Here is a 25,860-nt window from a genome sequence, read left to right as displayed (position 1 = left end):
ATTTTACTGCTTTTAAAATTATGGATTTATTCCCAAATAATTAGCAGGAGTTATATGTAATAACTCTTTTTTAACTTCTTTAGATACATTAAGGTTGTTAATGAAGGTATGTATAGCATTTTTATCGATTACTGTATTGGTACGTGTAAGGTCTTTTAATGCTTCATACGGGTTCGGGTAGCTTTCACGACGCAGTATAGTTTGTATCGCCTCAGCCACTACCGCCCAGTTTTTTTCTAAGTCCTCAGCAAATTTACTTTCGTTAAGCAATAATTTGTTAAGCCCTTTCATAGTTGCTTCAAAAGCAATAAGCGTATGCCCTATGGGTACACCAATATTACGTAATACAGTACTATCGGTAAGGTCACGTTGTAGTCTTGATATAGGTAGTTTTGCCGATAAATGTTCAAATAAGGCATTAGCAATACCTAAGTTACCTTCTGAATTTTCAAAATCGATAGGGTTTACTTTGTGTGGCATAGCCGACGAACCTATTTCGCCTTCTTTTATACGTTGTTTAAAGTAATCCATAGACACATACGTCCAGATATCTCTATCGAGGTCAATTAATATTGTATTGATACGCTTTAAGGCATCAAAAAATGCTGCAAAATGGTCGTAATGTTCTATTTGTGTAGTAGGGAAGGAGTGTTTTAACCCCAGTTTACCTTCTACAAAATCATTTCCGAATTTTCTCCAGTCGGTAGCAGGGTATGCTACAAAATGGGCATTGAAATTACCAGTAGCACCACCAAATTTGGCTGCAAATGGTACATTGAATAACAAACGTAGTTGCTCTTCAAGGCGTTCTACAAATACACCAATTTCTTTGCCTAAACGGGTAGGCGATGCGGGTTGCCCGTGTGTACGAGCCAACATAGGAACATCTTTCCACTCTACGCTTAATTGTTTTAGTTTTGAGATAAGACCAATAAGCGATGGCATATATACATCTTCAAAAGCTTCTTTGGTAGAAAGCGGTATAGCCGTATTGTTGATATCCTGAGAGGTAAGCCCGAAGTGGATAAACTCTTTATAGGCTTCTAATCCTAATTTGTCAAAAGCTGATTTTATAAAGTACTCAACCGCCTTAACATCGTGGTTGGTTGTTTTTTCTATTTCTTTTATCTGAAGTGCATCCTCTGAAGTAAAGTTTTTATAAATATCGCGCAATGCGCTAAATGTATTTTTATCTACACCTTGCAGTTGTGGTAATGGCAACTCGCATAGCATGATAAAATATTCTACTTCTACCAATACGCGGTAACGTATTAGTGCTTCTTCAGAAAAATAGGCTGATAATGATACAGTTTTGCTTCTATACCTCCCATCTATAGGGGATATGGCATTCAGTTCAGATAAAATTTGCATTTGTTGTGTATTATAAATATGGTATAATCGCAAAGATAAGTTTTTATGCTGATTAATGAAATGGAGGAGTTTATAAAAAAATGTTCTGTGAAGGCCGAACACGAATTTTGTAGAAAGTTTACATTATTATACTTCCTATATTATTTAGGTAAACTTTGATTTTTTATATCATTTATTGCTTCTAAAAGTTTTATTGTTGCATTTCCATCGAGTGCGTCTCCATCATACCTGACCTCAAAAAGACCTTGGAGATTAGATGGTAGTTTTATCCCTTCTTTAACAAGTAGTATAAATCTCCTACCGTATAATGCCATCGCAGCCCCGATTTCAATTAATACATTGGGATTTATAATTACGTGTTCATTGGCTTTATCATCAATAAGCTTTAATTCATCTTCTACATGTATAATAGCTGAACCACATGATCTCATATCGTTCATTACTTTATCAGGAACAGGTTGAGAAATAGTTGTTTTTTCTACAGAAACCAAAGGTTGTAATTCTCCAAAACTCAATAATTTTTTGATTGGATCAATGAATTTTGTGTTTTTACCATGAGTTATAAATACTTTTTTTATTTTTTCATCATGTTTATTATCCTTATTTAAAGGGGGTACTTCTTTCTCATGTATATTACTATTATCAACATTTTCTTCCAAATTCTTAGGAAGTAAACTATCATCAGAAATATTAGTTTTAATATCTTTACTTTCTGTAGAATCAAAATTCTTAACTTCAAGTTGAATATACTTCTTACCTTTTAAATCAATGATTAAACCAAGACTTTCGCCTTCTAAAATCATTGACTCAAGTACGCTATTTGTTTTATCACTTGGGACACCTATTTGCTCTAAAACATTCTTAGCAATATCATCTCTGGGAATTGCAGCTCCATTATAACGATTGAAGAATTCATTAAATACTCTCGGTTTTAAAAATGCTTCTATTTTAGCTGTAATATCTTCGTCTTCTATTGTTGGCTTTAGTATTTTATTTGCTAATGGCTCTAATGAAATTTCTGATGCGTTATATCCCCCCTTTGTTAAACCATATGCTATAGATGCTCCACAGAGCATTCTAAAACCACCAGAACTAGGGGTAACGTTTAATGCTTGAGCTAATTGCAAAGGCTTTATGGGGGCACCCGCATAATTATCTATAATTGCTTGTGATACTTTTAGTGCTTTATCCAGTGTAACACTAGGTACGTCTGTCTGATTTAGACGCGCGGATTTTTTTGTTATATTCTTTTTCTCTTCTTTTTTAGAGTTTTTTTTATTTGTCATTTAATTATCAATTTTTTAGCTTAAATACAAATATAATAATATTTTAACAAATTATTTAATCTAAAAAATAAATATTTTAACGCTGAGTTGTTAATAAATGTTTACTTATAACTTCCATCCCCTCACTAGCCTTTAAAGGAAATATCTCAAGAGGATTTCGCAAATTAGGTATATGTGCGGGTTTAAGGTCTATGTAGTAAATAGGAGCATTGGGTGAAGCATAATCTATAAGCCCTGCTGCGGGGTACACTTGCATACTCGTGCCTATTACAATAATATAATCAGCCTGTTGTACAACTTCCATAGCAGGCATTATAGCGGGTACAGCTTCACCAAACCATACTATGTGTGGACGTAGCTGTTTTGGGTAGCAGGGTGCAGTGTGCCTTCGGCTATGTCGCCTGTCCAGTCTATAATTGCGGTTTCGCTTGTAGTACAACGCGCCTTTAGTAGTTCGCCATGCAAGTGCAGTACATTGGTACTTCCTGCACGTTCGTGTAGGTCATCTACATTTTGGGTAATAACAGTTACGTCAAAAGTATTTTCAAGTTCGGCAATAATAGTATGAGCTTTATTGGGTTGCACTTCTTTTAGCTGCTGTCTTCTTTTATTATAAAAATCTAGCACAAGTGCGGGGTTTTTACGAAAACCTTCGGGCGATGCTACTTCCATTATATCATGACCTTCCCATAAACCGCCTGCATCGCGAAAAGTATCTATACCGCTTTCGGCACTCACACCTGCACCGCTAAGCACTACGAGTTTTTTTTTCATTCGTTTTTATGCTTTATTTGATAAAAGATTTTGTTTCTGTTTTTTGTAAATTTGTCCTAATTTAATAAAAGATTTATAACATTGGCATTTATAATGAAAAATACATTTGATATTGATTACCTTACTTATATTGAGAGTTTTATTACAGAAGATAGGCAACAGCGATTTCTGGATGTATTAAAAAATCGTACTAAACACTTTACAGTAGCTATAGAAGATGTTTTTCAGTTACATAATACTAGTGCTGTAATGCGTACTTGTGAAGTGTTTGGCATACAAGAGCTTAATGTGATAGAAGAGAGATTTGGTAAAGATATTGATAAAGAAATAGCTATGGGTGCCCAAAAATGGGTAGATGTAAACCGTTTTAATAGTACCGCTGCTTGTATAAATAATTTAAAAGAAAGAGGTTATAAAATAATAGCTACTTCGCCACATGAGAGTTCAAGTCCACTAGATACATTTGATATAACTGAGCCTGCTGCTTTGTTTTTTGGTACAGAAAAATCGGGGCTTTCGGATGAAGTTATTAAAGCTGCTGATGGTTTTGTACATATACCTATGGCAGGTTTTACAGAGAGTTTAAATATATCTAACTCTGCCGCTATAATTATACAAGATATAGCAAACAGATTGCGACAATCTGATATTAAATGGAATTTATCTGAAAAAGAGATAATAGATAAACGTATTGACTGGACACGAAAAACAGTAAAAGATATTGATTTTATTACCCAAAAATATCTAGAAGGAGTAGTTTAGTTATCTCTGTTAAGTACTTTATACTCTTCATAACAACCGCTTATGGCATCCATAATTTGTAGGTCATTAGCTGTGGTTATAAAAGCTTCGGAGTAGTTACAACGCTCTAATATATCGGCTATTTCATCTTTAGTAACACCAAGTAATGCTGCAAGTGTTTCTCTGTCAAATTTAGAAGCCAATGCGTTCCTCACGGTATCATCTTTTTTCATTTCCCTTAGCCTACGCATTTCGGCAGGTTTTTTACCAAATATATTATGTAGTAAATCGGCAGGGTTAAGCACAGAGCTTACAATACGCTTAAAAGCATTAGGTGAATTTTGTCCGCCCTCATAGCCTTGCGGTAATCCTGATATACTATAACGGTAATTATTCTCTTTAATAGGTGCTAATTTAGAGTCAATTTGCAAATAGCCTGTAAGGTTATATTTGTTTATAATTACTTCCTCTAAAGTATAAGCCCTTTCTGTAAGTGGTATTTTGGTTGTAGTGGTATTGTTTATCCAGTCATTAGTTACTCTCACTTTTATAGACTGGTAACCTATTAAGGATATATGAAGCGTGTCATTTACACTTGCTTCTATGGTAAAGTTTCCTTTTAGGTCGGTAAGAGTTCCTTTAACCTTATTAATATTAATAATATTAACGTTAACTGCTGGTTTTAGTGTACCATCGTTAATGATAATCCCCGAAACGGTTTCTTCCTGTTGCGCAAAGCTGCAAATAGAAAAACTTAAAAATAAAAAAACTACAAAATATCTCATTGACTGTTTATATGACGTAAAAGTAATAAACAAACGCGATATTTTGTAGTTAGTATACAATTATGAAGAAATTTTTATGTTAACTTCTTCTTGGTCTTCTTTCTCTAGAGTCACTTCTGCCTTCACCTCTTCTTGCAGGACGCTCAGAAGAGCTCTCTCTTCTATTACTTTTTCCTGCTCCAAAAGACTGGCTTCTACGACCTCCGCCGCCACTTCCACTTCTTCCGTTGTGGTCCCTACGTCGGTTGTTAGATCCACCATCATTTTTGGATATTTCAACATTTATTTTGCGTCCTTCAAGTTGCACGCTGTTTAAAGTATCTAAAACTGCTTGTGTATGCTCAGCATTCGTATTAAAGAAAGAAAAACCTTCTTTTACATCTACTTTAAATACATCATCACGACCTAAGCCAAGTGTATCACGAAGGAAATCTTTAAGACTCATCCAGTCGAAATTATCTCTCGACCCAATGTTTACAAAATAGCGAACTGCTCCGCTATTGTTGCCTATATGGTCGCCACCATCACGTCTGTCGCCAGCAGCTTGTGTAGAAAGATCTCTATTTTTCTTGTAGTAGTTAATAAATCTATTAAACTCTACCGATACTATTTTCTGAATAAGTTCTTCTTTAGAAAGATCTTTCATTACTTCATAAATAGCAGGAAGGTAAGAGTTTATTTCATGATCTACTTCTACGTCTTTTATCCTATTGGCTAAATGAAATAGTTGTATTTCGCATATTTCCATACCTGATGGTATAGTCTTTTCTTCAAACTTTTGCTTAATTATTCTTTCGATAGAAGTAATCTTGCGTAGTTCGCTTTTAGTAATAATAACAATAGATGTACCTAATTTACCAGCACGACCTGTACGTCCACTACGGTGGTTGTAAGTTTCTATTTCATCAGGAAGTTGGTAGTTAATAACGTGTGTAATGTTATCTACATCTATACCCCTTGCAGCAACATCAGTTGCAACAAGCATTTGTATTTGTCTATTTCTAAACGATTTCATTACTGAGTCACGCTGTGCCTGCGATAAATCACCATGTAATGCAGCAGCGTTATATCCGCTATCAATTAGTTTTTCGGCAACAGCTTGTGTATCTCTTTTTGTACGACAGAATACAACCGAGAAAATATCTGGGTTAGCATCTGCAAGACGTTTTAATGCTTCAAAACGGTCACGTGCATTTACTAAGTAAAATTCGTGAGAAACGGTAGATGAACCTGAGTTTTTATGTCCCACTGTTATTTCGAGTGGTTTTCTCATGAACTCTTTTGCAATACGCGATACTTCTTGTGGCATTGTAGCCGAGAATAACCATGTACTCTTATTTTCTGGCGATGTAGAAAGTATCGAAACGATATCTTCATAAAAGCCCATATTAAGCATTTCATCTGCTTCATCAAGTATACAATAATCAATTTTAGAGATGTTTACTAAACCTCTATTAATCATGTCTTGCATACGCCCTGGAGTAGCAACAATAATTTGTGCTCCTCTTTTAATTTCTCTTGCTTGGTCTGTAATGCTAGCACCACCATATACCGCTACGGTATGAAGCCCTTTTACGTATTTAGCGTAAAGTTTAATCTCGTTTGTAATCTGTAGGCAAAGTTCACGCGTTGGTGATAATATAAGTGCCTGTGTGTTTCTGTTCTCCGGGTCTATTTTCTGGATAAGCGGAAAACCAAAAGCAGCGGTTTTCCCTGTACCAGTCTGTGCTAATGCTACAATATCTGTATCTTTTTCCAATAATAGGGGAATCGCTTTTTCCTGTACTTCTGACGGATTTTCAAATCCTAGATCGTTTATCGCCTTCAGAAGCGATTCATTCAATCCTAATTGTTCAAATTTATTCATATATAATTTTAAAATAGCTGCAAAGGTACTGTTTATTAGTGAGATATGCTAATGAGTTGCAGAGTTTTATTTTAAGTAAATAAATTGAAAATCAGATAGTTATTTTTTAAGGAAGTCTAGTAACTGTGTTACAGCTTTACCACGATGGCTTAGTATGGTCTTTTCTTCGAGTGAAATCTCTGCAAAAGTTAAGTTTTTTCCTTCAGGTTTAAAAACTGGGTCATAACCAAAGCCTTTATTGCCTGACCTGTCTATTGTTATTTCACCTTTTGCTATACCTGTAAATAAATACTGTTTACCGTTAAGATTGAGTGCAATAACGGTTTTAAAGTTTGCTTTTCTATTGGTTATACCATTTAACTCGTTAAGTATTTTATTTATATTATCGTTAGCATCTTTTTGATCGCCAGCATAACGTGCCGAATATACTCCAGGTGCACCGTTTAGAGCATCAACTTCAAGTCCTGTGTCATCGGCGAAGCAATCATAACCATAGTTTTTAGTAACATAGTTTGCTTTTAATATTGCATTACCCTCTATAGTATTGGCGGTTTCGGGTATATCTTGGTTACAACCAATATCTTCAAGGCTTAGTAACTCAATATCTACAGGAAGTTGGTGTTTTATTTCTTGTATCTTGTTTTTATTATTAGAGGCAAAAACGAGTTTCATATTTAGTATATTCTATATGGATCTTTATTTTTTTTACTGCATAGCATATCGGTAATATTGGCAATTAAAAACCAACGTACGTTTTCGCCTTTACCTACTTTTGAAGCGGTTATTATTACAGCAAAAAACTCTACAATATTAAATAATATAACTCCAAAAAGATATATGCTATAATATAGTGTAGGCTCTTTTTTGTCTAAAATAACGGCTAATGTCCAGCCCCAAGCAAGACTGTTAAAAGGAATCATAATAGTTTGTGCTAGTATTGCTTGTATGCAGTGCCATCTTACAAAATAAGAAGATTTTAAACTGCCTAAATAATACATAAGCGATGCTATAATATTAATAATAGGAAGCGGAAGCCCTACAATTACTGCTACTATAGCCATTAGGTAGCTATTAGAGGCACGTTCGTAATCGTTTGGGTGTATTGTTTGTTCTTCTGTTATAACCCTTTCTGTATGTTCCATATCCAGTTTGCAATTAGTAGTATAATTAATACTATAGCTATAGGTTTAATTTTTATTGTTTTTTCAAAATACAAGTAGCTTTTGTGTAGTGTATTTTTTTTTAGACTGATGTCATATAATAACCAAAATGGGAAAATGAACATTATACCTGCAACTATAAATCCTAAAGGGTTTATAAATATAGCATTATTAAAATTACCTTTTATTAGCGAAAGTATCGATCGGGTATTACCACAAGAAGGGCAGGGTACTCCTGTAATGTTTTTAAAAAAACAAGCTGACATACTACTGTGCTTAGGGTTATCCTGAAGCAATATATATGTCAGCCAGCTATATCCAGCTATTAGTCCTAGGGTAATAATAAGATATAGCTTTTTTTTATTCATTATCTATGCAAGGAATTGCTGTACTTTTTCCATGTTTTTGTCACGAGTAGCATCCATAATAAGGAATAAATCTACAAGAGCCCATATACCAGCACCACCACAAGTTAATAACTTAGCTACCCCAAGTCCTGTATCGCCTATCATAAAACGATCTATACCAAGACCACCTGCAAGTATAGAAACAATAAGAATAGTTGTTGGGTCTTTTAATTCTACGCTTTGTAGCATACTCCATTTAGAGTCATCCATAGCTAACATTCTTTCGCGAATGTAGTTTAATTGCTGACTTTTGAAGTACTTAGCGTTTGTCATGACATACATGTCCACTTTTTGTGAGTCCATTTTTTTTTTGTTTTTGGTTGATTTATCCTGTAAAACTAAAAAAATATTTGATTTGATTGTAATTCTGCTCATTTTTAATTTGGGAGAAATACAAATCAACTTCTGTAGGTTACAAAATATTTTTTTATGAAAAGCGAGGGGTAATCAATGTTTAGAATAAAAAATTATTATGATACAAGCAATTTAATAACTACTTTTGATGCGTTTTTATGACACTGAAAATTTTGATATAATGGTAAACGATTTATTTGAAAGGATACAAAAGAATAAAGGTCCTTTAGGGAAATGGGCTTCTCAGGCAGAAGGGTATTATGTTTTTCCTAAATTAGAAGGTCCCTTGTCAAACCGCATGATGTTTCATGGGAAAGAGGTTATTAGCTGGAGTATAAACGATTACCTTGGCTTGGCAAACCACCCCGAAGTAAGAAAAGTAGATGCCGAAGCAGCAGCAGAATATGGATCTGCGTACCCGATGGGAGCAAGAATGATGAGTGGGCATACATCGGTACACGAGCAGTTAGAGCAAGAGCTTGCCGCTTTTGTAAAAAAAGAATCAGCATATTTACTTAACTTTGGTTATCAAGGTATGGTATCTATTATAGATGCTTTGGTGTCTAAAAATGATATTATAGTATATGATGTAGATTCTCATGCTTGTATTATAGATGGTGTTCGTTTGCACATGGGAAAACGATTTACTTATAAGCATAACGATATAGAGAGCCTTGAGAAAAATCTAGAGCGTGCTACTAATATGGCAGAGCAAACAGGTGGTGGTATACTTGTTATTACTGAGGGTGTATTTGGTATGCGAGGACAGCAAGGTAAACTAAAAGAGATTATAGCTCTTAAAGAGAAGTATAATTTTAGATTATTAGCAGATGATGCGCATGGTTTTGGTACACTAGGTAAAACAGGAGCAGGAGCAGGAGAGGAGCAAGGATGCCAAGATGGTATAGATGTTTACTTCTCTACTTTTGCAAAATCTATGGCAAGCATAGGGGCATTTGTTGCTGCTGATAAAGATGTTATTGATTTCCTTAAATATAATTTGCGTTCGCAAATGTTTGCTAAATCATTACCAATGCTCTTAGTAAAAGGTGCGCTTAAGCGTCTTGATATGCTTAGAACAATGCCAGAACTTAAAGCTAAACTTTGGGAAAATGTAAATGCATTACAAAACGGGCTAAAAAGCAGAGGTTTTAATATAGGTGATACTAACACTTGTGTAACTCCTGTTTATCTTGAAGGTAGTATTCCTGAAGCAATGGTTATGGTAAATGACCTAAGAGAAAATTATGGTATATTCTTATCAATAGTAGTATATCCTGTAATTCCTAAAGGTATTATATTACTACGAATGATACCTACTGCTACACATACTATGGAGGATATAGAGCTTACATTAAAGGCCTATGAAGCTATACGTGAAAAACTAGAAAGTGGTACTTACAAGAAAATTGCTGCCGAAACTACAGTTGATGTTTCTGCTGAATAAATTGTAATACTCTTTAAAATAATAATAAAGCCCATACATTCATTTTGTATGGGCTTTATTATTATTTTAAATATCTTTTCTATATGTCCTCCTGCGCTTGTGTACTACAGGATCAAAGTGTTTCCATAGATTATGCATGGCAAAGTTGTCTTCAAGTTCAGGGGTTCTAATACAGTTTTGAATTTTGTTTTTGCTGAAAATTTTATAATATTCATCAAATATTATAGCTGTAACACCCTTGTTTTGGTATTCAGGGTCTATGCCTATTAGGTAAAACACCACATCTTTACTATGCTTTTTAGCTTTTAGTAAGTGTAAAAATCCAAAAGGGAAAAGTTTTCCGTTAGCCTTTATAAGAGCTTTTGCAAATGATGGCATTACAATGCTAAAGGCTACTAAGTTCCCATCCTTATCCTCAACAAATTTTATATATTCAGGGTTGATAAGACCTATGTATTTTTTCTTGAAGTATTCTTTTTGTACTTCTGATACTGCTACAAAAGAAGCTAGTTTTTCATAACTTTTATTAAACAGGTCAAACATTTTATCAACATATGGCATGACCTCGGCAGTAGTAGAAAAACTTATAGCTTTAAGCTCATACCTTCTTTTAACAAGGTCTGTAGCTTTTCTATAAGCTTCAGGTTTAACATTTTCAAAAGGAAATATACTTTCTATATATTCTTTTTCTTTTACAAATCCTAGTTTTTCAAAATGCTCTATATAATAAGGGTAATTATACCATGTTATAGCAGTACCTATTTTATCATACCCCTCAGTAAGTGCTCCTACTTTGTCTAAATTAGAAAAACCAATAGGGCCTTCGGCATATTCCATATTATGTTCTCTACCGTATTCATAAACCTTTTCTAATAAGGCTTTAGTTACTTCTATATCATCTATAACATCAAACCAACCAAAACGCACTTTATTTTTATGTTGTATTTTTACTTCTTGCCAGTTTATTATTACGGCAGTTTTACCTACAATTTTATTATCACGATAAGCAAGATAAAATTTGGCATCGGCATGAGCAAAGGCAGGGTTTTTTGTTACATCAAAATTTTCAAGTTCGTCATTTATTATGGGAGGTATCCAGTAAGGACAATCTTTATATAATTTAAAAGAAAATTTAATAAATTCTTTTATTTCTTTTTTAGTCTTTGCTTCTTTTATGGTTATCATTTAGTATTAATTTCCGTCAAGTTCTACTTCATCAAGACGTTGATTTTTCTTCTTTTTTCGCTCTTCTCTTTCTTTATCTTTTTTCTCTTTCTTCTTTTTCTGCTCTTCATTATACTCATCTTCACGTTCGCCTTTACCGGCTACAAGTATATCTTTATAGTTAGCATCAAATCGCCAAGAAAACCCAATACTACCATATAATATAGAGGGAGTATCTTTAAAGTTACCCGTTATTGATGCATCTATTTGCATAGTGTCGCTTAATAGGTGAGCTGCACCCAGTCTGCCTAAACCATCGGCATAGTAGTCGCTACTAAACCCTTGAAATTCGATAAACCCTGACCATTTTTCGTTAAATCCGCGTGTAAGCGTAGAAATAACGCCAATACTAGGATAGTCCGTAGGGAACTTGTCAAATATTATATTGTTAACCCATACCCATTTACCAAAATGGTTTTGTGTTATAGCTGCTATTTTAGCACTTATTTGATCTTCGGGAAAAGTATAAGGGTTATCCCCACCAATAAGATTTACCCCTCCATATACTGCAAATGCAGGTATAAGATTTCTCCATTTAAATTTATGATTCGCTTTCCAGCTATATAAGTTTAGCTCTGGTTTATAATTCTTATCAGGGTCATATATAAGATATTTAGCCCCAACGGTAAACTGTTTAAAATCGTTTCTATTGGTTATGTATAATGCATCTTCTTGCTGATCGAACTGATACTGCATATCAACCACGAATTCTAACTCTTCCATAAAAGCACCATAGCGTAAAGAAAGGTCTACTCCCATACCGCGTGTTTCATAGTTAAGTATACTATGCTTTTCCATTATTCCATAAATACCTGTTTCTACTTGTGCGATAGTTTTACCAACGGCGAATGCCGAAACAGAAAGCCCAGGACGGTTAGAATTTATCTGATCGGTGTATTGAGCATTTATTACACAGTAGCTTAATAGAAAAATATAAGTAGTTATCTTTTTTACAATATTCATATTTGGCTTGTTTATTATTGGCAACCGTTTAGGTTTCTTCAAAAATACTACATTTTATTATTATTTTAAGAACACTTATTTAATTTTAAACATCAGATTGTTTATTTTTGAAGAAATTTTAATAATAATGGTAACGGCATCTCTTACAGGAATACTGCGTACAATATTTATATTAATACTTGTTTATTATGCAGTTAAGTTTTTACTTCGCCTTTTTGCCCCTGTTTTAATGCAACAGGTAGTTAAAAAAGCCGAACAAAATTTTTATAACCAACAACAATTCAATCAACAGCAAAATAATAACCAACAGCAGGCTTCACGAAACGAAAATAAAAAGCCTAAGGAAAGTAAAAAAGTTGGCGAATATATTGATTTTGAAGAAATTGATTAAAGTATTATAAAGCTCCTCTACAAGAGGAGTTTTATATTTTAATGCCCTTATTTATTAAGGTTAAATATTACTACTTTTAGGGAAATTAAGTATCTTCACGGCGTTTTTATAGTTATAAAAAGATAATCGTTACATGAAGAACATTAATAAGCTCTACCCACATCTTCTTGCCATAATAGGTTTTGTAGTCATTTCATTAATTTATTTTTATCCTGTATTGCAAGGTAAAAAAATATACCAGTCAGATATTGCACAATATACTGGTATGGCAAAAGAGCAAAATGATTTTAGAAAAGAAACCCAAGAAGAACCTTACTGGACAAATAGTGCTTTTGGTGGAATGCCTACCTATCAGTTAGGAGCTAAATATCCTCATAATTATATTAAAAAAATAGACTCGGTACTACGTTCACTACCACGTCCAGCCGACTATTTATTCCTTTATTTTATAGGGTTCTACATATTGATGTGTGTATTAAAAGTTGATCCACTCAAAGCTTTTTTTGGGGCGCTTGCCTTTGGTTTTTCGACTTATCTGGTTATAATATTGGGCGTAGGGCATAATGCCAAAGCCCATGCTATAGCCTATATGCCTATGGTATTAGCGGGAGTACTGCTCGTGTTTAAGAAGCGCTATATAGTAGGAGGATTGCTCACCATGATTGCAGCAGCACTAGAAATTAATGCTAACCATTTCCAAATGACATATTACCTGTTACTATTACTATTAGTTATAGGTATCTATTACATTATACAAATAGTTAAAGAAAAAGACTTTAAACATATAGGACTACTATCGGGTACTTTTATTATTGCAGCAATACTTGCTATAGGGGCTAATGCTACTAACTTGATGGCTACCGCAGAGTATACCGATTTTAGTATTCGGGGGAAAAGCGAACTTACTATAAACCCCGATGGCTCTGCAAATACTACTAACTCTGCTATGGATTATGATTATATTACAGAGTACAGTTATGGTATAGCGGAGAGTTTTAACCTTATTGCTCCAAGATTATTTGGTGGTGGTGCACGTGAAAATGTAGGTGAAAACTCAGTAATGTATGAGTTTATATTAGAGCAAGGAGCAAACCCGCAAGAAGCGAAAAATTTTGTTGCTAATGTGCCAACTTATTGGGGCGAACAACCTATCGTAGAAGCTCCTGCCTATATAGGCGCGGTGGTTTTCTTTTTGGCGTTATTAGGGTTATTTTGCGATAAAAGAAAAATTAAATATGCTTTTCTTGCAGGAGCATTATTGTCATTATTACTATCGTGGGGTAAAAATTTCCCTGCACTCACTACCTTTTTTATAGATTATATCCCAATGTATGATAAATTTAGGGCAGTATCATCTATACAAGTTATACTAGAACTTTGTTTCCCTATACTTGCTTTAATGGGGCTGCAATCATTCTTTAAAACAGGTAAAGAAGAACAATGGAAAGCTTTAAAGTTAGCAGCAGGTACAGCTTTAGGTATTATTACCTGTCTATTCTTGTTTAAAGGTTCATTTAATTTTTCAGGAATGATGGACGGGCAACTTAGACAAATGTATGGCGAGATAGGTCCTGCATTTGTAGATACCTTAAAAGAGCAACGTATGAGTATGTACACATCCGATTTATTACGTTCGGGTTTTCTTATCGTGGCAGTAGCAGGAATTTTATGGGCATTTAAAGAGAAAAAACTACAAGCTACTTTAGCTACTATTTTAGTAGGTGTACTTATGGTGGGTGACCTTTATTTTATAGATAGAAATTATGTTAACAAAGAAGATTTTGTTAATGCTCGTGAGGTAGACGCTCCGTTTCAGGCTACACCTACCGATTCATTTATACTACAAGATACTTCATTTTATAGAGTATATGAGCCACAATTAAGGTTACAAGGGCGTACATCGTACTTCCATAACTCGGTAGGAGGATATAGTGCAGTACGACCACGACGAATGGATCAATTATTCAATTACATTGTAGACCCGCAAATACAGGCTATGATTGAAACAATTAACCCTGAAGAAATGGCATTGGGTCAAAAATTCCCTGTACTTAACCTGCTTAATGTAAAATATATGATTTTACAAGCAGGTGAGGGGCAAGAAGTACCTATTACCAACCCATATGCTAATGGAGCTGCTTGGTTTGTACAAGATGTAAAAACAGTAAGTACTGTAGATGAAGAACTTTTAGCATTAAATGAATTGGATAGTAAAAATGAGGTGGTTATTAATAAAAATGACTTACCCGAAATATTACAAAAATCAACTTTTGTAAAAGACAGTACTGCCACAATTACATTAAAAACACATGAACCTAATTATTTGAAATATGAATCAAATAATAAAAATGAAGGACTGGCAGTATTTTCAGAAATGTATTATACTAATGGTTGGAATGCTTATATAGATGGTAAACTGATACCGCACTTTAAAGCTGATTTTGTATTGCGTGCAATGGAGGTTCCTGCGGGTAAACATACTATAGAGTTTAAGTTTGAACCACAGGTTATTACTACAGGTAGTACCATAGCTTTGATTAGCTTTATATTTATGCTATTATTTTTAGTATGGGGTATATATATGGGAAATAAAAAAGAGACTGAACACCCAAAAGGGGAATAATAACTGATTTTAAGTTGAAAAAAGTTTTAATTATAAGCTATTATTGGCCACCAGCAGGAGGACCTGGTGTACAACGTTGGCTTAAATTTGTAAAATACTTACCTGATTACGGTATTGAACCCATAGTATATATACCCGAAAACCCTACTTATCCGTTGCTTGATGATAGCTTAGTTAATGAAGTAAATGAAAAGGTTACAATACTAAAGCATAAAATTACTGAACCATACAATTGGGCTTCGGCATTTTCTAAAAGCAGTACTAAAAAAATAAGTTCGGGTATTATACCCAATAAAAAAAAGCAGTCATTAATGCAACGGCTCATGCTATGGGTGAGGGGTAACCTTTTTATTCCAGATGCACGGGTATTGTGGGTAAAGCCATCTATTAGTTATTTAACTGATTATATACAGAAAAACAATATAGATACTGTTATTACTACAGGCCCCCCGCATAGTTTACATTTAATAGGACTGGGGCTTAAAAAGCAGTTGAATATAAAATGGTTTGCCGACTTTCGTGACCCTTGGACTACCATTGGCTATCATAAAGAATTAAAACTATCTAAAAGCGCTGCTAAAAAGCATAAAGAGCTAGAGCGAGAAGTACTTACTACTGCCAACCAAATTATTGTAACCAGCCCAACTACTAAAAAAGAGTTTGAAGCTATAACCGACAAACCTGTTACAGTAATAACCAATGGTTATGATGTAGAGAAAATAGAGAAACAGCCACTAGATGAAAAGTTTACGCTAGCACATATAGGTTCTTTCTTATCTGAACGTAATCCTACATTATTATGGCAAGCAATTTCAGAGCTTATTAATGAAAATCAGGATTTTAAAAAATCATTTCAATTAAAATTTATAGGTGCTGTAAGCCAAGAAGTATTGAGTACTATAACTGGTTTTGAACTCGATAGCTATGTCGATAATTTAGGATACATATCGCATACCGAAGCATTAGTACAGCAACGAAAATCACAAGTTTTATTATTGGTTGAAATTGACTCACCCGACACTCGATGTATTATACCAGGTAAGTTATTTGAATATATGGCTGCCGAACGCCCTATACTTGCTATAGGTCCTAAAGGAGCCGATTTTTCAACTATTATAACAACTACCAATACGGGAGTATTTGCAACATATACCGAAAAAGAAAAGATTAAAGAAACGTTGTTAAACTACTTTAAACAATACCAGCAAGGTAACCTGAAAACAAATGCTATAGGACTACAACACTACTCGCGTAAAAACCTAACGGGGCAACTAGCTACTTTACTAAATAACTAACAGTATTAGTATATATAAAATGTAAATCCCGCCTTTCTCTTATGAAAGAAAGACGGGACTTAACAAACCAACCAACCAATTATTAACAAATCTCAAAAAAGTATCATGAGATTCTATATATCAATAATTGCAAGTTGTGTGCCAAAGTTGATTTTAGTATAATTTATTTTATTACGGTTTAATTTTTGAGTTATTCTATTTCTAAAACGATAAAAATAAACTCTTACCTTATGGTACTATAATTTTTGTATGGAAGCTTTTCTATTTCAAGAACAAGATGTTTATGGCTAACTTCAATAATATAATAATGTGTAGGTCGGCTATTTGATTTGGAGCGGGTTGTAAAAATAGTATCCTCATCAATGTGCCAATATCCACTAAAAGAGGGTTTTTTAACTCTATAATCATTACCACATCGTCTTGGGTAGTTAGGTTCTACGGTTTTAGTAATAAGTATTCCATCCCTACTGATTATATAATATCTTCCTACAGAAAAAATATCGGTTGTACGTTCAAAATAAATCCTTCTGTTATCAGATTTAACTATTTTCCATTGACCGGGCAGGTAGGCTGAGATAGTTTTGGCATCAGCTTCTGTACGGTTTTGAGCATAGCTATTGCTTATACAGATATAAGCAAAAAAGTAAGTAAGGTAAATTTTTTCATGTAGCATGGATTTATTGATATAAAAATACTTCCAAATACCGTGCTAAAAAGTACACTCTGGATATTTTAAATTTTTTTAAACTCCCCAAAGTGCCACAGAATACCCGAAGGGTCGTGTACAAAACACTCTTTGCCCCAATCCATTATACGAATAGGAATGAGTTTTACACTTTCATATTTTTTGTCTAAATCTAAAGTGATGAGTTCTTTCCAAAATATATCCACACTCTCAACTTCCATAAAAATCATAGTGTTATCTACCCAGTCTTTAACATAAGATTCCTGAAGGTAAAATGCATGATTACCAGATTTAAAAACGGATAAGTTATGAGAAAGTATATTTTCCTCAAAGCCTAAGTCGTTATAAAAGTTACGTGATATTTCAAAATTTTTAGCTCCTATAAACGGACGGATAGATTTGGCATTATGTTTCATAATTTTGACTTTAAATTGAAATAGAATTTTTTAAGTAGCACACTATTTATACTCCTTTATTAAAAGCCATAAATAATATAAAAAATACAATTATTATAAATAATAATATCGAAGCAATCGAAGGTTTTTCTTCTTCTATCGCAACGGGTTTTGCATCTTCTAAGTTACTTTTTTTGATATTAAATAGTTCAATTTTTGCTACAAGTCTAGGATCACCGTTTGCTAATTTTAAAAGTTTAGGATAAAGTATAGACTTTAAAGAATCGCTAATAAACATACACGATGTTAAGATATCGTCTAGCATAAGATTTTTTGCAACAACATCTTCTACAAGAATTAAAGATTCAATATTTTTATCAGACAGTAAGTCGTTAATTACCTTAAAGAGTGCCTGTTCGTTAACATAGCCATTAGCATTAAGTACGCTGTTTTTTATTTTCCTGAAGAGTAGTAAAAATGTTACCAGTGTAGATTCTTGACTACTTGTGTTGTGCCGAGTATTGCTTTTTTGCTGTTTTTTAGTATAGTCATACGCATTTCGCTTTGCCGTATCGCCTAGTACAATATATGCCTCAGATATCGCTTTAAAACGCTCTTCACTTGCTTTATCACCACCGTTTTTATCTGGGTGGTACTGTACTGCCAATAACCTGTAAGCCTTCTTTATCTCAGCTTGTGATGAAGTAGTAGTAACACCTAATATTTTGTAGTAGTTGGTCATTTAAACATTTTAAAATTCAAATTATGATTTATTACTGAATTCAACTCTTTTTAGTTTTCCTTTTCTCCAAATTTCAGATTTTATAAGACTACCATCTACATTAAAATAAAAATGTTCCCCAGTTTGTTTACCGTTCTTAAATTGCCCCATATATTTTGCGTTCCCATTTTCATAATATTCATAGTAATTCCCAACTCGATAATTGTCTATAAGAGTTTCTTCCAATTTTATAAAACCGTTTTGATAGTACTCTATAATATGTTCTTTTGTTTCATCAGGGAAATCTTGTAAATCTGAACGCTTTTTTAGAGTACCATCTTCGTAAAATTCTATCTTTGATTTATTTTCTAAATCACGGTATTTCTCAGGGCAATATATGTAGGAGTATATTTCTAATGTTGAAAAACTACCGTCTTCTAAAAATTCATGTGAAGTAATTAACTTACCTGCATTATAAAATTCTTGAAACCAAACTTTTCCATTTGAGTAGTAAGCAATTGATTCTCCTTGTTTTACATCGCAGTAATAATTTTCTGAAAAATCTAAATTACCATTTTCATAATAATATTCCCATAAGCCATTCTTTTTCCCATAACTAATTTTGTTTTGAAGTTGATGTCGCCCGACTGAGCAGCTAAATAAACTAATGTGGGTTACATTAGTTTTATATTCACAATCTCTATAACTTCCTTTTGTTTTTATATTTCCATTTTCATAATATTCAAGATAACTACCATCTAAAGTATTATCTTTCACAAATGCTTGAATTTTGAGTTGTCCATTATCATACTTTTCAATATATGGTTTTTGTGAGTAGCATAGAATAGTTATAAAAAAACACAGAATAAGAAAGCCTTTTGTTTTCAAAATTTTAGATTTTAAAATGAAATGAATTTTAAAGATATAAAATACTTTATAACTTCTCCCTTAGGTATTCTCCAGTAACTGATTTCGGGTTTTTAGCCACTTCCTCAGGTGTACCAAACGCAACCAAATGTCCGCCGTTTTCGCCACCTTCAGGACCAATATCTATAATATAATCGGCACACTTAATAAGGTCAAGGTTATGTTCTATAACAATAATAGAATGTTCTTTATCCAGCAAGGCTTCAAATGAAGCTAACAGCTTTTGTATATCATGAAAGTGCAGTCCTGTGGTGGGCTCGTCAAATACAAATAGTACTTTATCTTTAGTAGTACCTTTTACCAAGAACGAGGCAAGTTTAATACGCTGTGCCTCACCACCCGAAAGGGTAGAAGAGGACTGCCCCAACTGTACATAGCCCAGTCCAACATCTTGCAACGGTTGTAATTTTTGGGTTATTTTGGTTTGCTTATGTTCAGTAAAAAAGGCTACGGCATCATCAATAGTCATGGTGAGTATATCATCGATGTTTTTGCCTTCAAAAGCAATTTCCAGTATTTCTTTTTTAAAGCGTTTGCCATTACAGGTTTCGCACTCCAAATGTACATCTGCCATAAACTGCATCTCGATAGTCACTTCGCCTTCGCCTTTACAGGTTTCGCAACGCCCGCCATCTACATTAAACGAGAAGTGTTTAGGTTGATAACCACGCACTTTCGATAGTTTTTGTTTTGAATACAAATCCCGAATATCATCGTACGCTTTAATGTAGGTAACGGGGTTAGAGCGCGAACTGCGCCCAATAGGGTTTTGGTCAACATACTCCACGTGTTTTATGTGCGAATAGCTCCCTTGCATATCAGTAAATTGTCCTGCTTTTTCACCCACGCCTGCCAGTTGTTTTTGTAGTGCAGGATACAGTATTTTTTTAACGAGCGTACTCTTACCACTACCCGAAACCCCTGTTATTACCGTAAGGCAATCGAGCGGAAAAGTAACATCTATATTTTTTAGGTTGTTTTCGCGTGCACCCAATACATCAATATGGTGCTTGAACTTGCGACGTTTTTTAGGTACGCTTATTTCTAAATTTCCATTTAAGTACTTAGCTGTAAGCGAGTCTGATTTCAAAATTTCGTCATATGTGCCTTGTGCTACCAGTTCACCACCAAAAGTCCCTGCCTCAGGACCTATATCTATAATCATATCGGCGGCTTTCATAATATCCTCGTCGTGTTCTACCACAATTACGGTATTGCCAAGGTTACGCAGATTTTCGAGTACTTTTATAAGCCTTTCGGTATCTTTTGGATGTAGCCCTATACTTGGTTCATCGAGTATATACATAGAGCCTACAAGGCTACTGCCTAATGATGTAGCAAGGTTTATACGTTGCGATTCTCCACCCGAAAGTGTAGCCGATTTACGATTTAGCGTTAAATAACTTAACCCAACTTCCTGCAAGAAATGCAAGCGGTTATTAATTTCAATCAACAAACGTTTTGCTATCTGTTGATCGTATTCATTTAGCGTTAAGCCATCAAAAAAATCAATCAGGTTTTTTATTGGTAAGTCAACAAGGTCAGATATGGTGCTATCAGCTATTTTTATATAATTTGTTTCCTGTCTTAGGCGTTTACCACCACATACATTACACTTGGTTTTACCTCTGTAACGGGAAAGCATTACACGGTTTTGTATCTTATAGTTTTTCTCTTCCAGTTCGGCAAAAAAGGCATCAAGTCCTGTAAAGTATTTGTTTCCTTTCCATATAAGCTGTTTGTCTTTTTCAGATAGTTCAAAATAAGGCTTATGTACAGGGAAGTCAAATTTATGACTATTATTAACCAACTGGTCGCGGTACCAGCCCATGCTTTCGCCCCGCCAAGGGTATATAGCATTTTCAAAAACCGATAGCGCTGTGTTAGGTACTACTAGCTCTTCATCTATCCCGATAATGCTGCCGTAACCTTCGCATGCAGGGCAAGCTCCATAAGGGTTATTAAAACTAAAGAGGTGTACGTTTGGTTCAAGAAAAGTAATACCGTCCAATTCAAAGTTGTTACTAAAAGGTATTCGGTTGCCTGTGCTTACTTCTTGTAAGTAGCACGTGCCTTTACCCTCATAAAAAGCCGTTTGCACTGCATCGGCAAGCCGATTGTAAAACTCTTCTTCATCTTTAACCACAACACGGTCAACTACAAGGAGTACTTCTTTCTTTTTAAAGTCGATATCGGCTATTTCGTCAAGACGTACAGTTTCATTATCTACCAAAATACGGATGAATCCTTGTTGGAGTAACACACCTAGTTTTTCTTCTATGGTGCGTCCTTTCTCGATATGTACAGGCGATAGCAATAACCAACGGCTGCCTTCTTCTTGCTGCTTTACGGTGGTAACTACATCGGTAACGGTATCTTTTTTTACTTCACGCCCCGAAACAGGGGAGTAGGTGCGCCCCACACGCGCAAAAAGCAACTTCATGTAATCGTATATCTCGGTGCTTGTCCCTACGGTACTACGGGCATTGGTAGTGTTTACCTTTTGTTCTATGGCAATGGCAGGAGCAATACCCTTTATATATTCGACTTTGGGCTTGTCTAGTCGTCCTAAAAACTGACGGGCATAGCTCGATAAACTCTCTACATAACGGCGTTGTCCTTCAGCATACAGCGTGTCAAACGCAAGGCTCGACTTACCCGAGCCAGAAAGCCCTGTTACCACCACCAGTTTGTTACGCGGAATGGCGACATCTATATTCTTGAGGTTGTGCAGTTGTGCACCTTTTATAAGTATATTTTTCTTAGGTTCGAGCGTAGAAAAATCTGTTTTTATCATAGCAAAAATCGTAATGTGCAAAGATACGTTTTTCGTAGGAAGTTTTTGTTAAGAGGATGAAGAGGGATTTGTTATATTTGAATAATCAAAACGATAAATATGGCATTATATAATTTACTAGGTGATTTTAAACTTATCAAAGAAACTCCTTTCAAGTACGAAAAAGAAATACAATCACTAATTGAAAGTAATTTGCAATCACTTTTAAAATTAGATTATATAAGATCTGAATTTTCTCATAATAATTTCCGAGTAGATACTTTAGCTTTTGATAATGAATCCAAATCATTTGTTATAATTGAATTTAAGAGAGAAAAGAATTTTAGTGTAATAGATCAGGGATATGCATATTTATCTCTCATGTTGAATAATAAAGCTGATTTTATATTAGAATATAATGAGAGAAAAGATATACCTCTTAAGAGAAGTGATGTTGACTGGACACAGTCAAAAGTAATTTTCATATCACCTCATTTTACGACGTATCAAAAAGAAGCGATTAATTTTAAAGATTTACCTATTGAATTATGGGAAATAAAAAAGTATGAAAATAATACCATAAGTTTTAATCAATTACAAAAAACTTATGCTAATGAAAGTATAAAGACGATATCGAATAAAGAAACCGTTAAAAATGTAAGTAATGAAGTTGTGGTATATACAGAAGAAGCACATTTGATTAAAACTGATTTTGAAACAAAAGAACTATACGAATCATATAAAGAGGGAATCTTAAATTTAGAAGATAACATTGAACTTAACCCTAAAAAGCATTATATAGGGTTTAAAATTGATGGAAATACTTTTTGTGATATAGTTTTTCAAAATAAAACCCTCAAAATTTTCATTAACTTAAAGTATGGTGAATTAAATGATGGAAAAGATTTAGCTCGTGATGTGTCTAATATAGGACATTGGGGTAATGGAGCTTATGAAATAAAAGTATCGGATACAGAAAATCTTGAATATATACTTAGCCTTATTAAACAATCTCTTAGGAAAAATAAAGGTTAACATGTCTTTTAAACTACTTGCTAACAAAACCTACCTTCTTGAAAAATTTTCTGGTAAGGGCGGGTGGACTTATGCCCAGATACCAGAAATAAAACCCGATACATCAGCACCATTTGGGTGGGTTAGGGTGAGAGGTACTATTGATGATTATGAAATAAAAAATTATCGCCTAATGCCTATGGGCAATGGTAAGTTATTTTTACCTGTAAAGGCAGAGATACGTAAGAAGATAAAAAAGCAGGCAGGCGATTATGTTCAAGTAATACTTTATTTAGACGATACTCCTGTCGAATTACCTGAAGAATTGAAGCTATGCTTACAAAACGAACCGAATGCTTATGAAACCTTTTGCAGCTATACCGATGGCGAGCAAAAAGCATTTATTGACTGGATATATACAGCCAAGAAAGAAGAAACTAAAGTAGAACGAATTATAAAACTGCTGAAAAAGCTCGAAAAAAGTGAGCGTTTATAGAATGCTAAAAAAACTCTTCTTTTAAACTTTTCAAGACTGTTTTTGAGAACTTATATATACAAACAAGGCTATCCATTATGGATAGCCTTGTTTGTATTATTATAAAATATAATTGTATGCTATGTTCTAGTTTTAAACATCAGTGTCATCCTCATCCTCTTTATTACTACCTTTAAATTTTCTAATGATAAATGAAAAAGCAGCTACAGCACCTATAGCAATAAATTTCCAAAACTTTAATAGCAATGTAAAAAAACCAGTTTTTGCAAGTATTTTTCCAGCTACAAGTCCACCAATAGTCCATGCTGCAACACTGTCTGTTGATGAGTCAAAGTCTTCATACCTGTATCCTTCATTAAACTTAACAATATCGAGTACTTGAGGAATATCTTTTTCTACTAACGAAAGTTCAGGCATTGATGAAATAGCATTTAGTACTAGTACTCCTTTTCTACCTAAAACACGTACATTATAGTTAAGTGTATTTATTTCACTTTCTTCAAACTGTATTTCTTTAGCCCAGTGTAATATTTTTCTATCCTTGTCATAATAAGGGTTAGCTGCCCAACCTATCATTTTTATAGATCCATATCCTAACTCAGTTCGTTCTTTATTTTCTTCTACGACGTCTTTTTTCAATTCTTCCATTAATTCATCATAATCAATATCATCAGCATCATCGTCTTCTACATAGCCTATTTCGTCATATTGGATATTAAATACATAGCCATTATCATCTAGTATCCCTTGGTTTTCTGGTAATATCAATCCAAGTGTGATGTCTTCACTTGTAGGATTTCCCCAAAGGTCTACTAATACAAATTCTGATTGTTCAGGATCAAGGTATTTAAATCCGTCTGGGACAGAAATTTCTCCAATTCCGTTTTTAAGACTGATTTTTCCATGCTGGTACGTAAATGAATTTTCGATAGAATCGAGATCAATTAGTACTTCTTCTTGTATGTCTTCCTGAGCAAATAAAACTGTTGAAAAGAGAGTTAATAAAAGAAGCCCGGTAATTTTTTTCATTTGAAAATTAGTGATTATTATTTTTTTCAAATATAGTTATTAGATGATCTTTAACAAATAATTAGTACTATTTATCTTAATGTATTTTTCATCTATAAGATTTTACCAATTAATGTTTAAGAAGTAAATATAATTAGCATATTTTAACACGTTATGTTGTGCTTTAAATGTTAAAGTTTAAATTATCTTTTGTATTTAATGTTTTTTTTATGTTATATTTGGCTTATAATTAATTCAAAATTAACACAGCCTATACAAAAAACTACTTTTTAGGAACTCAGTTTCTGATTTTATCGAGAACCAAATTCAAGAACACTAAAAAGTTGTGCTATGGCTAATGTTGTAATCCCAGACCCAGTCTTGGTTAAGAGTTATATAGACGGAGATGAAAATGCTCTTGCTATCTTAATTAAAAGACACCAATCAAAAATTTACGGTTTTATCTATTCTAAAGTTACTGATAGGGATATTGCAGATGATATCTTTCAGGATACTTTTATTAAGGTAATAAAAACACTGAAATGTAATGCTTATAACGAGGAGGGTAAATTTTTACCTTGGGTTATGCGTATAGCACATAATCTTATTGTAGATCATTTTAGGAGAAATAAAAAGATGCCAATGTTTCGCGAAACAGAAGAGTTTTCTATTTTCTCTATTATGAGTGATAATAACCCTAATATAGAGAGCAGGATTATTACCCAGCAGGTAGAAAATGATGTAAAGCGACTTATTGAAGAACTTCCTGATGATCAAAAAGAAGTACTACAAATGCGTATGTATCAAGATATGAGCTTTAAAGAAATTGCCGATACCACAGGTGTTAGTATTAATACGGCTCTAGGCAGGATGCGTTATGCACTTATGAATTTGAGAAAAGTTATAGAAAAAAATAATATTATTTTGACTAATTAGGCAATAATAGGAAGTTGCTTTGCGTTGTATAGAAAACAAATAACATTCTATACATGGCAAAAATCTACTCTAAAAAGAAATTAGCAACTACCGAAATGTTACCTAAAAAAGAAACCATAGATTTTTTACTAAATTATTCTAAAGCATTAACAATAGTAAAAACAAGTAATGGTACGTTCGAAAATATAGCTAATTAAAAGTACAAACCTCTCGT

25 protein-coding genes and 1 pseudogene are annotated in these 25,860 nt (G+C 33.7%); 9 read left to right on the top strand and 17 right to left on the bottom strand.

The features are described from left to right. Nucleotides 1–18: 18 nt before the first annotated feature. The 3 genes and pseudogenes from purB to DVK85_RS10510 form a co-directional block, all read right to left on the bottom strand. On the bottom strand, nt 19–1,371 hold the full coding sequence (gene purB, locus DVK85_RS10520; protein ID WP_114678398.1) for an adenylosuccinate lyase: 1,353 nt from the start codon (nt 1,369–1,371) through the stop codon (nt 19–21). Between the two features lie 140 nt (nt 1,372–1,511). Further along, nucleotides 1,512–2,657, bottom strand: coding sequence for a TIR domain-containing protein (locus DVK85_RS10515; RefSeq protein WP_114678397.1), 1,146 nt, complete (start codon nt 2,655–2,657; stop codon nt 1,512–1,514). A 76-nt stretch (nt 2,658–2,733) separates the two neighbouring features. Then, a pseudogene (locus DVK85_RS10510) lies at nt 2,734–3,431 on the bottom strand (SIR2 family NAD-dependent protein deacylase). A 93-nt stretch (nt 3,432–3,524) separates the two neighbouring features. Here DVK85_RS10510 and DVK85_RS10505 point away from each other — a divergent pair. Continuing rightward, nucleotides 3,525–4,193, top strand: a complete 669-nt coding sequence (locus DVK85_RS10505) for a TrmH family RNA methyltransferase (protein WP_114678396.1) — start codon at nt 3,525–3,527, stop codon at nt 4,191–4,193. On the opposite strand, the gene DVK85_RS10500 is transcribed toward DVK85_RS10505, so the two are convergent. The 6 genes from DVK85_RS10500 to DVK85_RS10475 all read right to left on the bottom strand — a co-directional run bounded on the left by DVK85_RS10500 (nt 4,190) and on the right by DVK85_RS10475 (nt 8,694). Beyond that, nucleotides 4,190–4,957, bottom strand: coding sequence for a carboxypeptidase-like regulatory domain-containing protein (locus tag DVK85_RS10500; RefSeq protein WP_114678395.1), 768 nt, complete (start codon nt 4,955–4,957; stop codon nt 4,190–4,192). The genes DVK85_RS10505 and DVK85_RS10500 overlap by 4 nt on opposite strands. 79 nt (nt 4,958–5,036) lie before the next feature. Continuing rightward, on the bottom strand, nt 5,037–6,824 hold the full coding sequence (locus DVK85_RS10495) for a DEAD/DEAH box helicase (RefSeq protein WP_114678394.1): 1,788 nt from the start codon (nt 6,822–6,824) through the stop codon (nt 5,037–5,039). A gap of 99 nt (nt 6,825–6,923) precedes the next feature. After that, complete coding sequence (locus DVK85_RS10490; RefSeq protein WP_114678393.1) at nt 6,924–7,496, bottom strand: non-canonical purine NTP diphosphatase; 573 nt, start codon at nt 7,494–7,496, stop codon at nt 6,924–6,926. Between the two features lie 2 nt (nt 7,497–7,498). After that, nucleotides 7,499–7,966, bottom strand: a complete 468-nt coding sequence (locus DVK85_RS10485; protein ID WP_114678392.1) for a hypothetical protein — start codon at nt 7,964–7,966, stop codon at nt 7,499–7,501. Beyond that, a complete protein-coding gene (locus tag DVK85_RS10480) occupies nt 7,942–8,352 on the bottom strand; it encodes a DUF2752 domain-containing protein (RefSeq protein WP_114678391.1) in 411 nt (136 codons plus the stop codon). Before DVK85_RS10480 ends, DVK85_RS10485 begins: the two co-directional genes overlap by 25 nt. 3 nt (nt 8,353–8,355) lie before the next feature. Further along, the gene (locus tag DVK85_RS10475; protein WP_114679043.1) at nt 8,356–8,694 is read right to left on the bottom strand and encodes a TM2 domain-containing protein; all 339 of its coding nucleotides are present in this window, start codon (nt 8,692–8,694) and stop codon (nt 8,356–8,358) included. A 232-nt stretch (nt 8,695–8,926) separates the two neighbouring features. Between DVK85_RS10475 and DVK85_RS10470 the strand changes: the two genes are divergently transcribed. Further along, entirely contained in the window at nt 8,927–10,192 is a 1,266-nt protein-coding gene (locus DVK85_RS10470; RefSeq protein ID WP_114679042.1) for an aminotransferase class I/II-fold pyridoxal phosphate-dependent enzyme, read from the top strand. A 66-nt stretch (nt 10,193–10,258) separates the two neighbouring features. Here the strand turns inward: DVK85_RS10470 and DVK85_RS10465 are convergent, their stop codons facing one another. Then, entirely contained in the window at nt 10,259–11,377 is a 1,119-nt protein-coding gene (locus DVK85_RS10465; RefSeq protein WP_114678390.1) for a GTP cyclohydrolase, read from the bottom strand. A gap of 6 nt (nt 11,378–11,383) precedes the next feature. Continuing rightward, nucleotides 11,384–12,379 carry a transporter gene (locus DVK85_RS10460; RefSeq protein ID WP_114679041.1) on the bottom strand — a complete coding sequence of 332 codons (996 nt, stop codon included), beginning with the start codon at nt 12,377–12,379 and terminating at the stop codon, nt 11,384–11,386. A 97-nt stretch (nt 12,380–12,476) separates the two neighbouring features. On the opposite strand from DVK85_RS10460, the gene DVK85_RS10455 reads away from it, so the two are divergent. The 3 genes from DVK85_RS10455 (at nt 12,477) to DVK85_RS10445 (ending at nt 16,688) form a co-directional block, all read left to right on the top strand. After that, nucleotides 12,477–12,770 (top strand): DUF4834 domain-containing protein, encoded by a 294-nt coding sequence (locus DVK85_RS10455; protein ID WP_240339570.1) that lies wholly within the window; start codon nt 12,477–12,479, stop codon nt 12,768–12,770. 133 nt (nt 12,771–12,903) lie between these two features. After that, nucleotides 12,904–15,393 (top strand): YfhO family protein, encoded by a 2,490-nt coding sequence (locus tag DVK85_RS10450; protein WP_114678389.1) that lies wholly within the window; start codon nt 12,904–12,906, stop codon nt 15,391–15,393. 14 nt (nt 15,394–15,407) lie between these two features. Beyond that, complete coding sequence (locus DVK85_RS10445) at nt 15,408–16,688, top strand: glycosyltransferase family 4 protein (protein ID WP_114678388.1); 1,281 nt, start codon at nt 15,408–15,410, stop codon at nt 16,686–16,688. A 223-nt stretch (nt 16,689–16,911) separates the two neighbouring features. Here DVK85_RS10445 and DVK85_RS10440 read toward each other — a convergent pair whose 3' ends face one another. From DVK85_RS10440 to uvrA, 5 genes are read right to left on the bottom strand one after another with little or no spacing between them, the layout of a single operon-like run. Next, on the bottom strand, nt 16,912–17,361 hold the full coding sequence (locus DVK85_RS10440) for a hypothetical protein (protein WP_114678387.1): 450 nt from the start codon (nt 17,359–17,361) through the stop codon (nt 16,912–16,914). 59 nt (nt 17,362–17,420) lie between these two features. Beyond that, nucleotides 17,421–17,789, bottom strand: coding sequence for a VOC family protein (locus DVK85_RS10435; protein ID WP_114678386.1), 369 nt, complete (start codon nt 17,787–17,789; stop codon nt 17,421–17,423). A gap of 46 nt (nt 17,790–17,835) precedes the next feature. Then, nucleotides 17,836–18,510, bottom strand: a complete 675-nt coding sequence (locus DVK85_RS10430) for a J domain-containing protein (RefSeq protein WP_114678385.1) — start codon at nt 18,508–18,510, stop codon at nt 17,836–17,838. Between the two features lie 21 nt (nt 18,511–18,531). Continuing rightward, nucleotides 18,532–19,377: a toxin-antitoxin system YwqK family antitoxin gene (locus tag DVK85_RS10425; protein WP_114678384.1), complete on the bottom strand. Its 846-nt coding sequence runs from the start codon at nt 19,375–19,377 to the stop codon at nt 18,532–18,534. A gap of 46 nt (nt 19,378–19,423) precedes the next feature. Next, complete coding sequence (gene uvrA / locus DVK85_RS10420) at nt 19,424–22,213, bottom strand: excinuclease ABC subunit UvrA (protein ID WP_114678383.1); 2,790 nt, start codon at nt 22,211–22,213, stop codon at nt 19,424–19,426. Between the two features lie 99 nt (nt 22,214–22,312). On the opposite strand from uvrA, the gene DVK85_RS10415 reads away from it, so the two are divergent. After that, nucleotides 22,313–23,227, top strand: coding sequence for a DUF5655 domain-containing protein (locus DVK85_RS10415; protein ID WP_114678382.1), 915 nt, complete (start codon nt 22,313–22,315; stop codon nt 23,225–23,227). A 1-nt stretch (nt 23,228) separates the two neighbouring features. Continuing rightward, a complete protein-coding gene (locus DVK85_RS10410) occupies nt 23,229–23,702 on the top strand; it encodes a YdeI/OmpD-associated family protein (RefSeq protein WP_114678381.1) in 474 nt (157 codons plus the stop codon). A gap of 132 nt (nt 23,703–23,834) precedes the next feature. Here the strand turns inward: DVK85_RS10410 and DVK85_RS10405 are convergent, their stop codons facing one another. Next, nucleotides 23,835–24,731 carry a DUF2167 domain-containing protein gene (locus tag DVK85_RS10405; RefSeq protein ID WP_114678380.1) on the bottom strand — a complete coding sequence of 299 codons (897 nt, stop codon included), beginning with the start codon at nt 24,729–24,731 and terminating at the stop codon, nt 23,835–23,837. A gap of 330 nt (nt 24,732–25,061) precedes the next feature. Between DVK85_RS10405 and DVK85_RS10400 the strand changes: the two genes are divergently transcribed. Further along, nucleotides 25,062–25,646: an RNA polymerase sigma factor gene (locus tag DVK85_RS10400; RefSeq protein ID WP_114678379.1), complete on the top strand. Its 585-nt coding sequence runs from the start codon at nt 25,062–25,064 to the stop codon at nt 25,644–25,646. 53 nt (nt 25,647–25,699) lie between these two features. After that, nucleotides 25,700–25,843 carry a hypothetical protein gene (locus DVK85_RS13580; protein WP_162845289.1) on the top strand — a complete coding sequence of 48 codons (144 nt, stop codon included), beginning with the start codon at nt 25,700–25,702 and terminating at the stop codon, nt 25,841–25,843. Nucleotides 25,844–25,860 lie beyond the last annotated feature (17 nt).

Source organism: Flavobacterium arcticum (assembly GCF_003344925.1).
GTDB lineage: Bacteria > Bacteroidota > Bacteroidia > Flavobacteriales > Flavobacteriaceae > Flavobacterium > Flavobacterium arcticum.
This window is presented reverse-complemented; position numbering and strand designations above follow the sequence as displayed.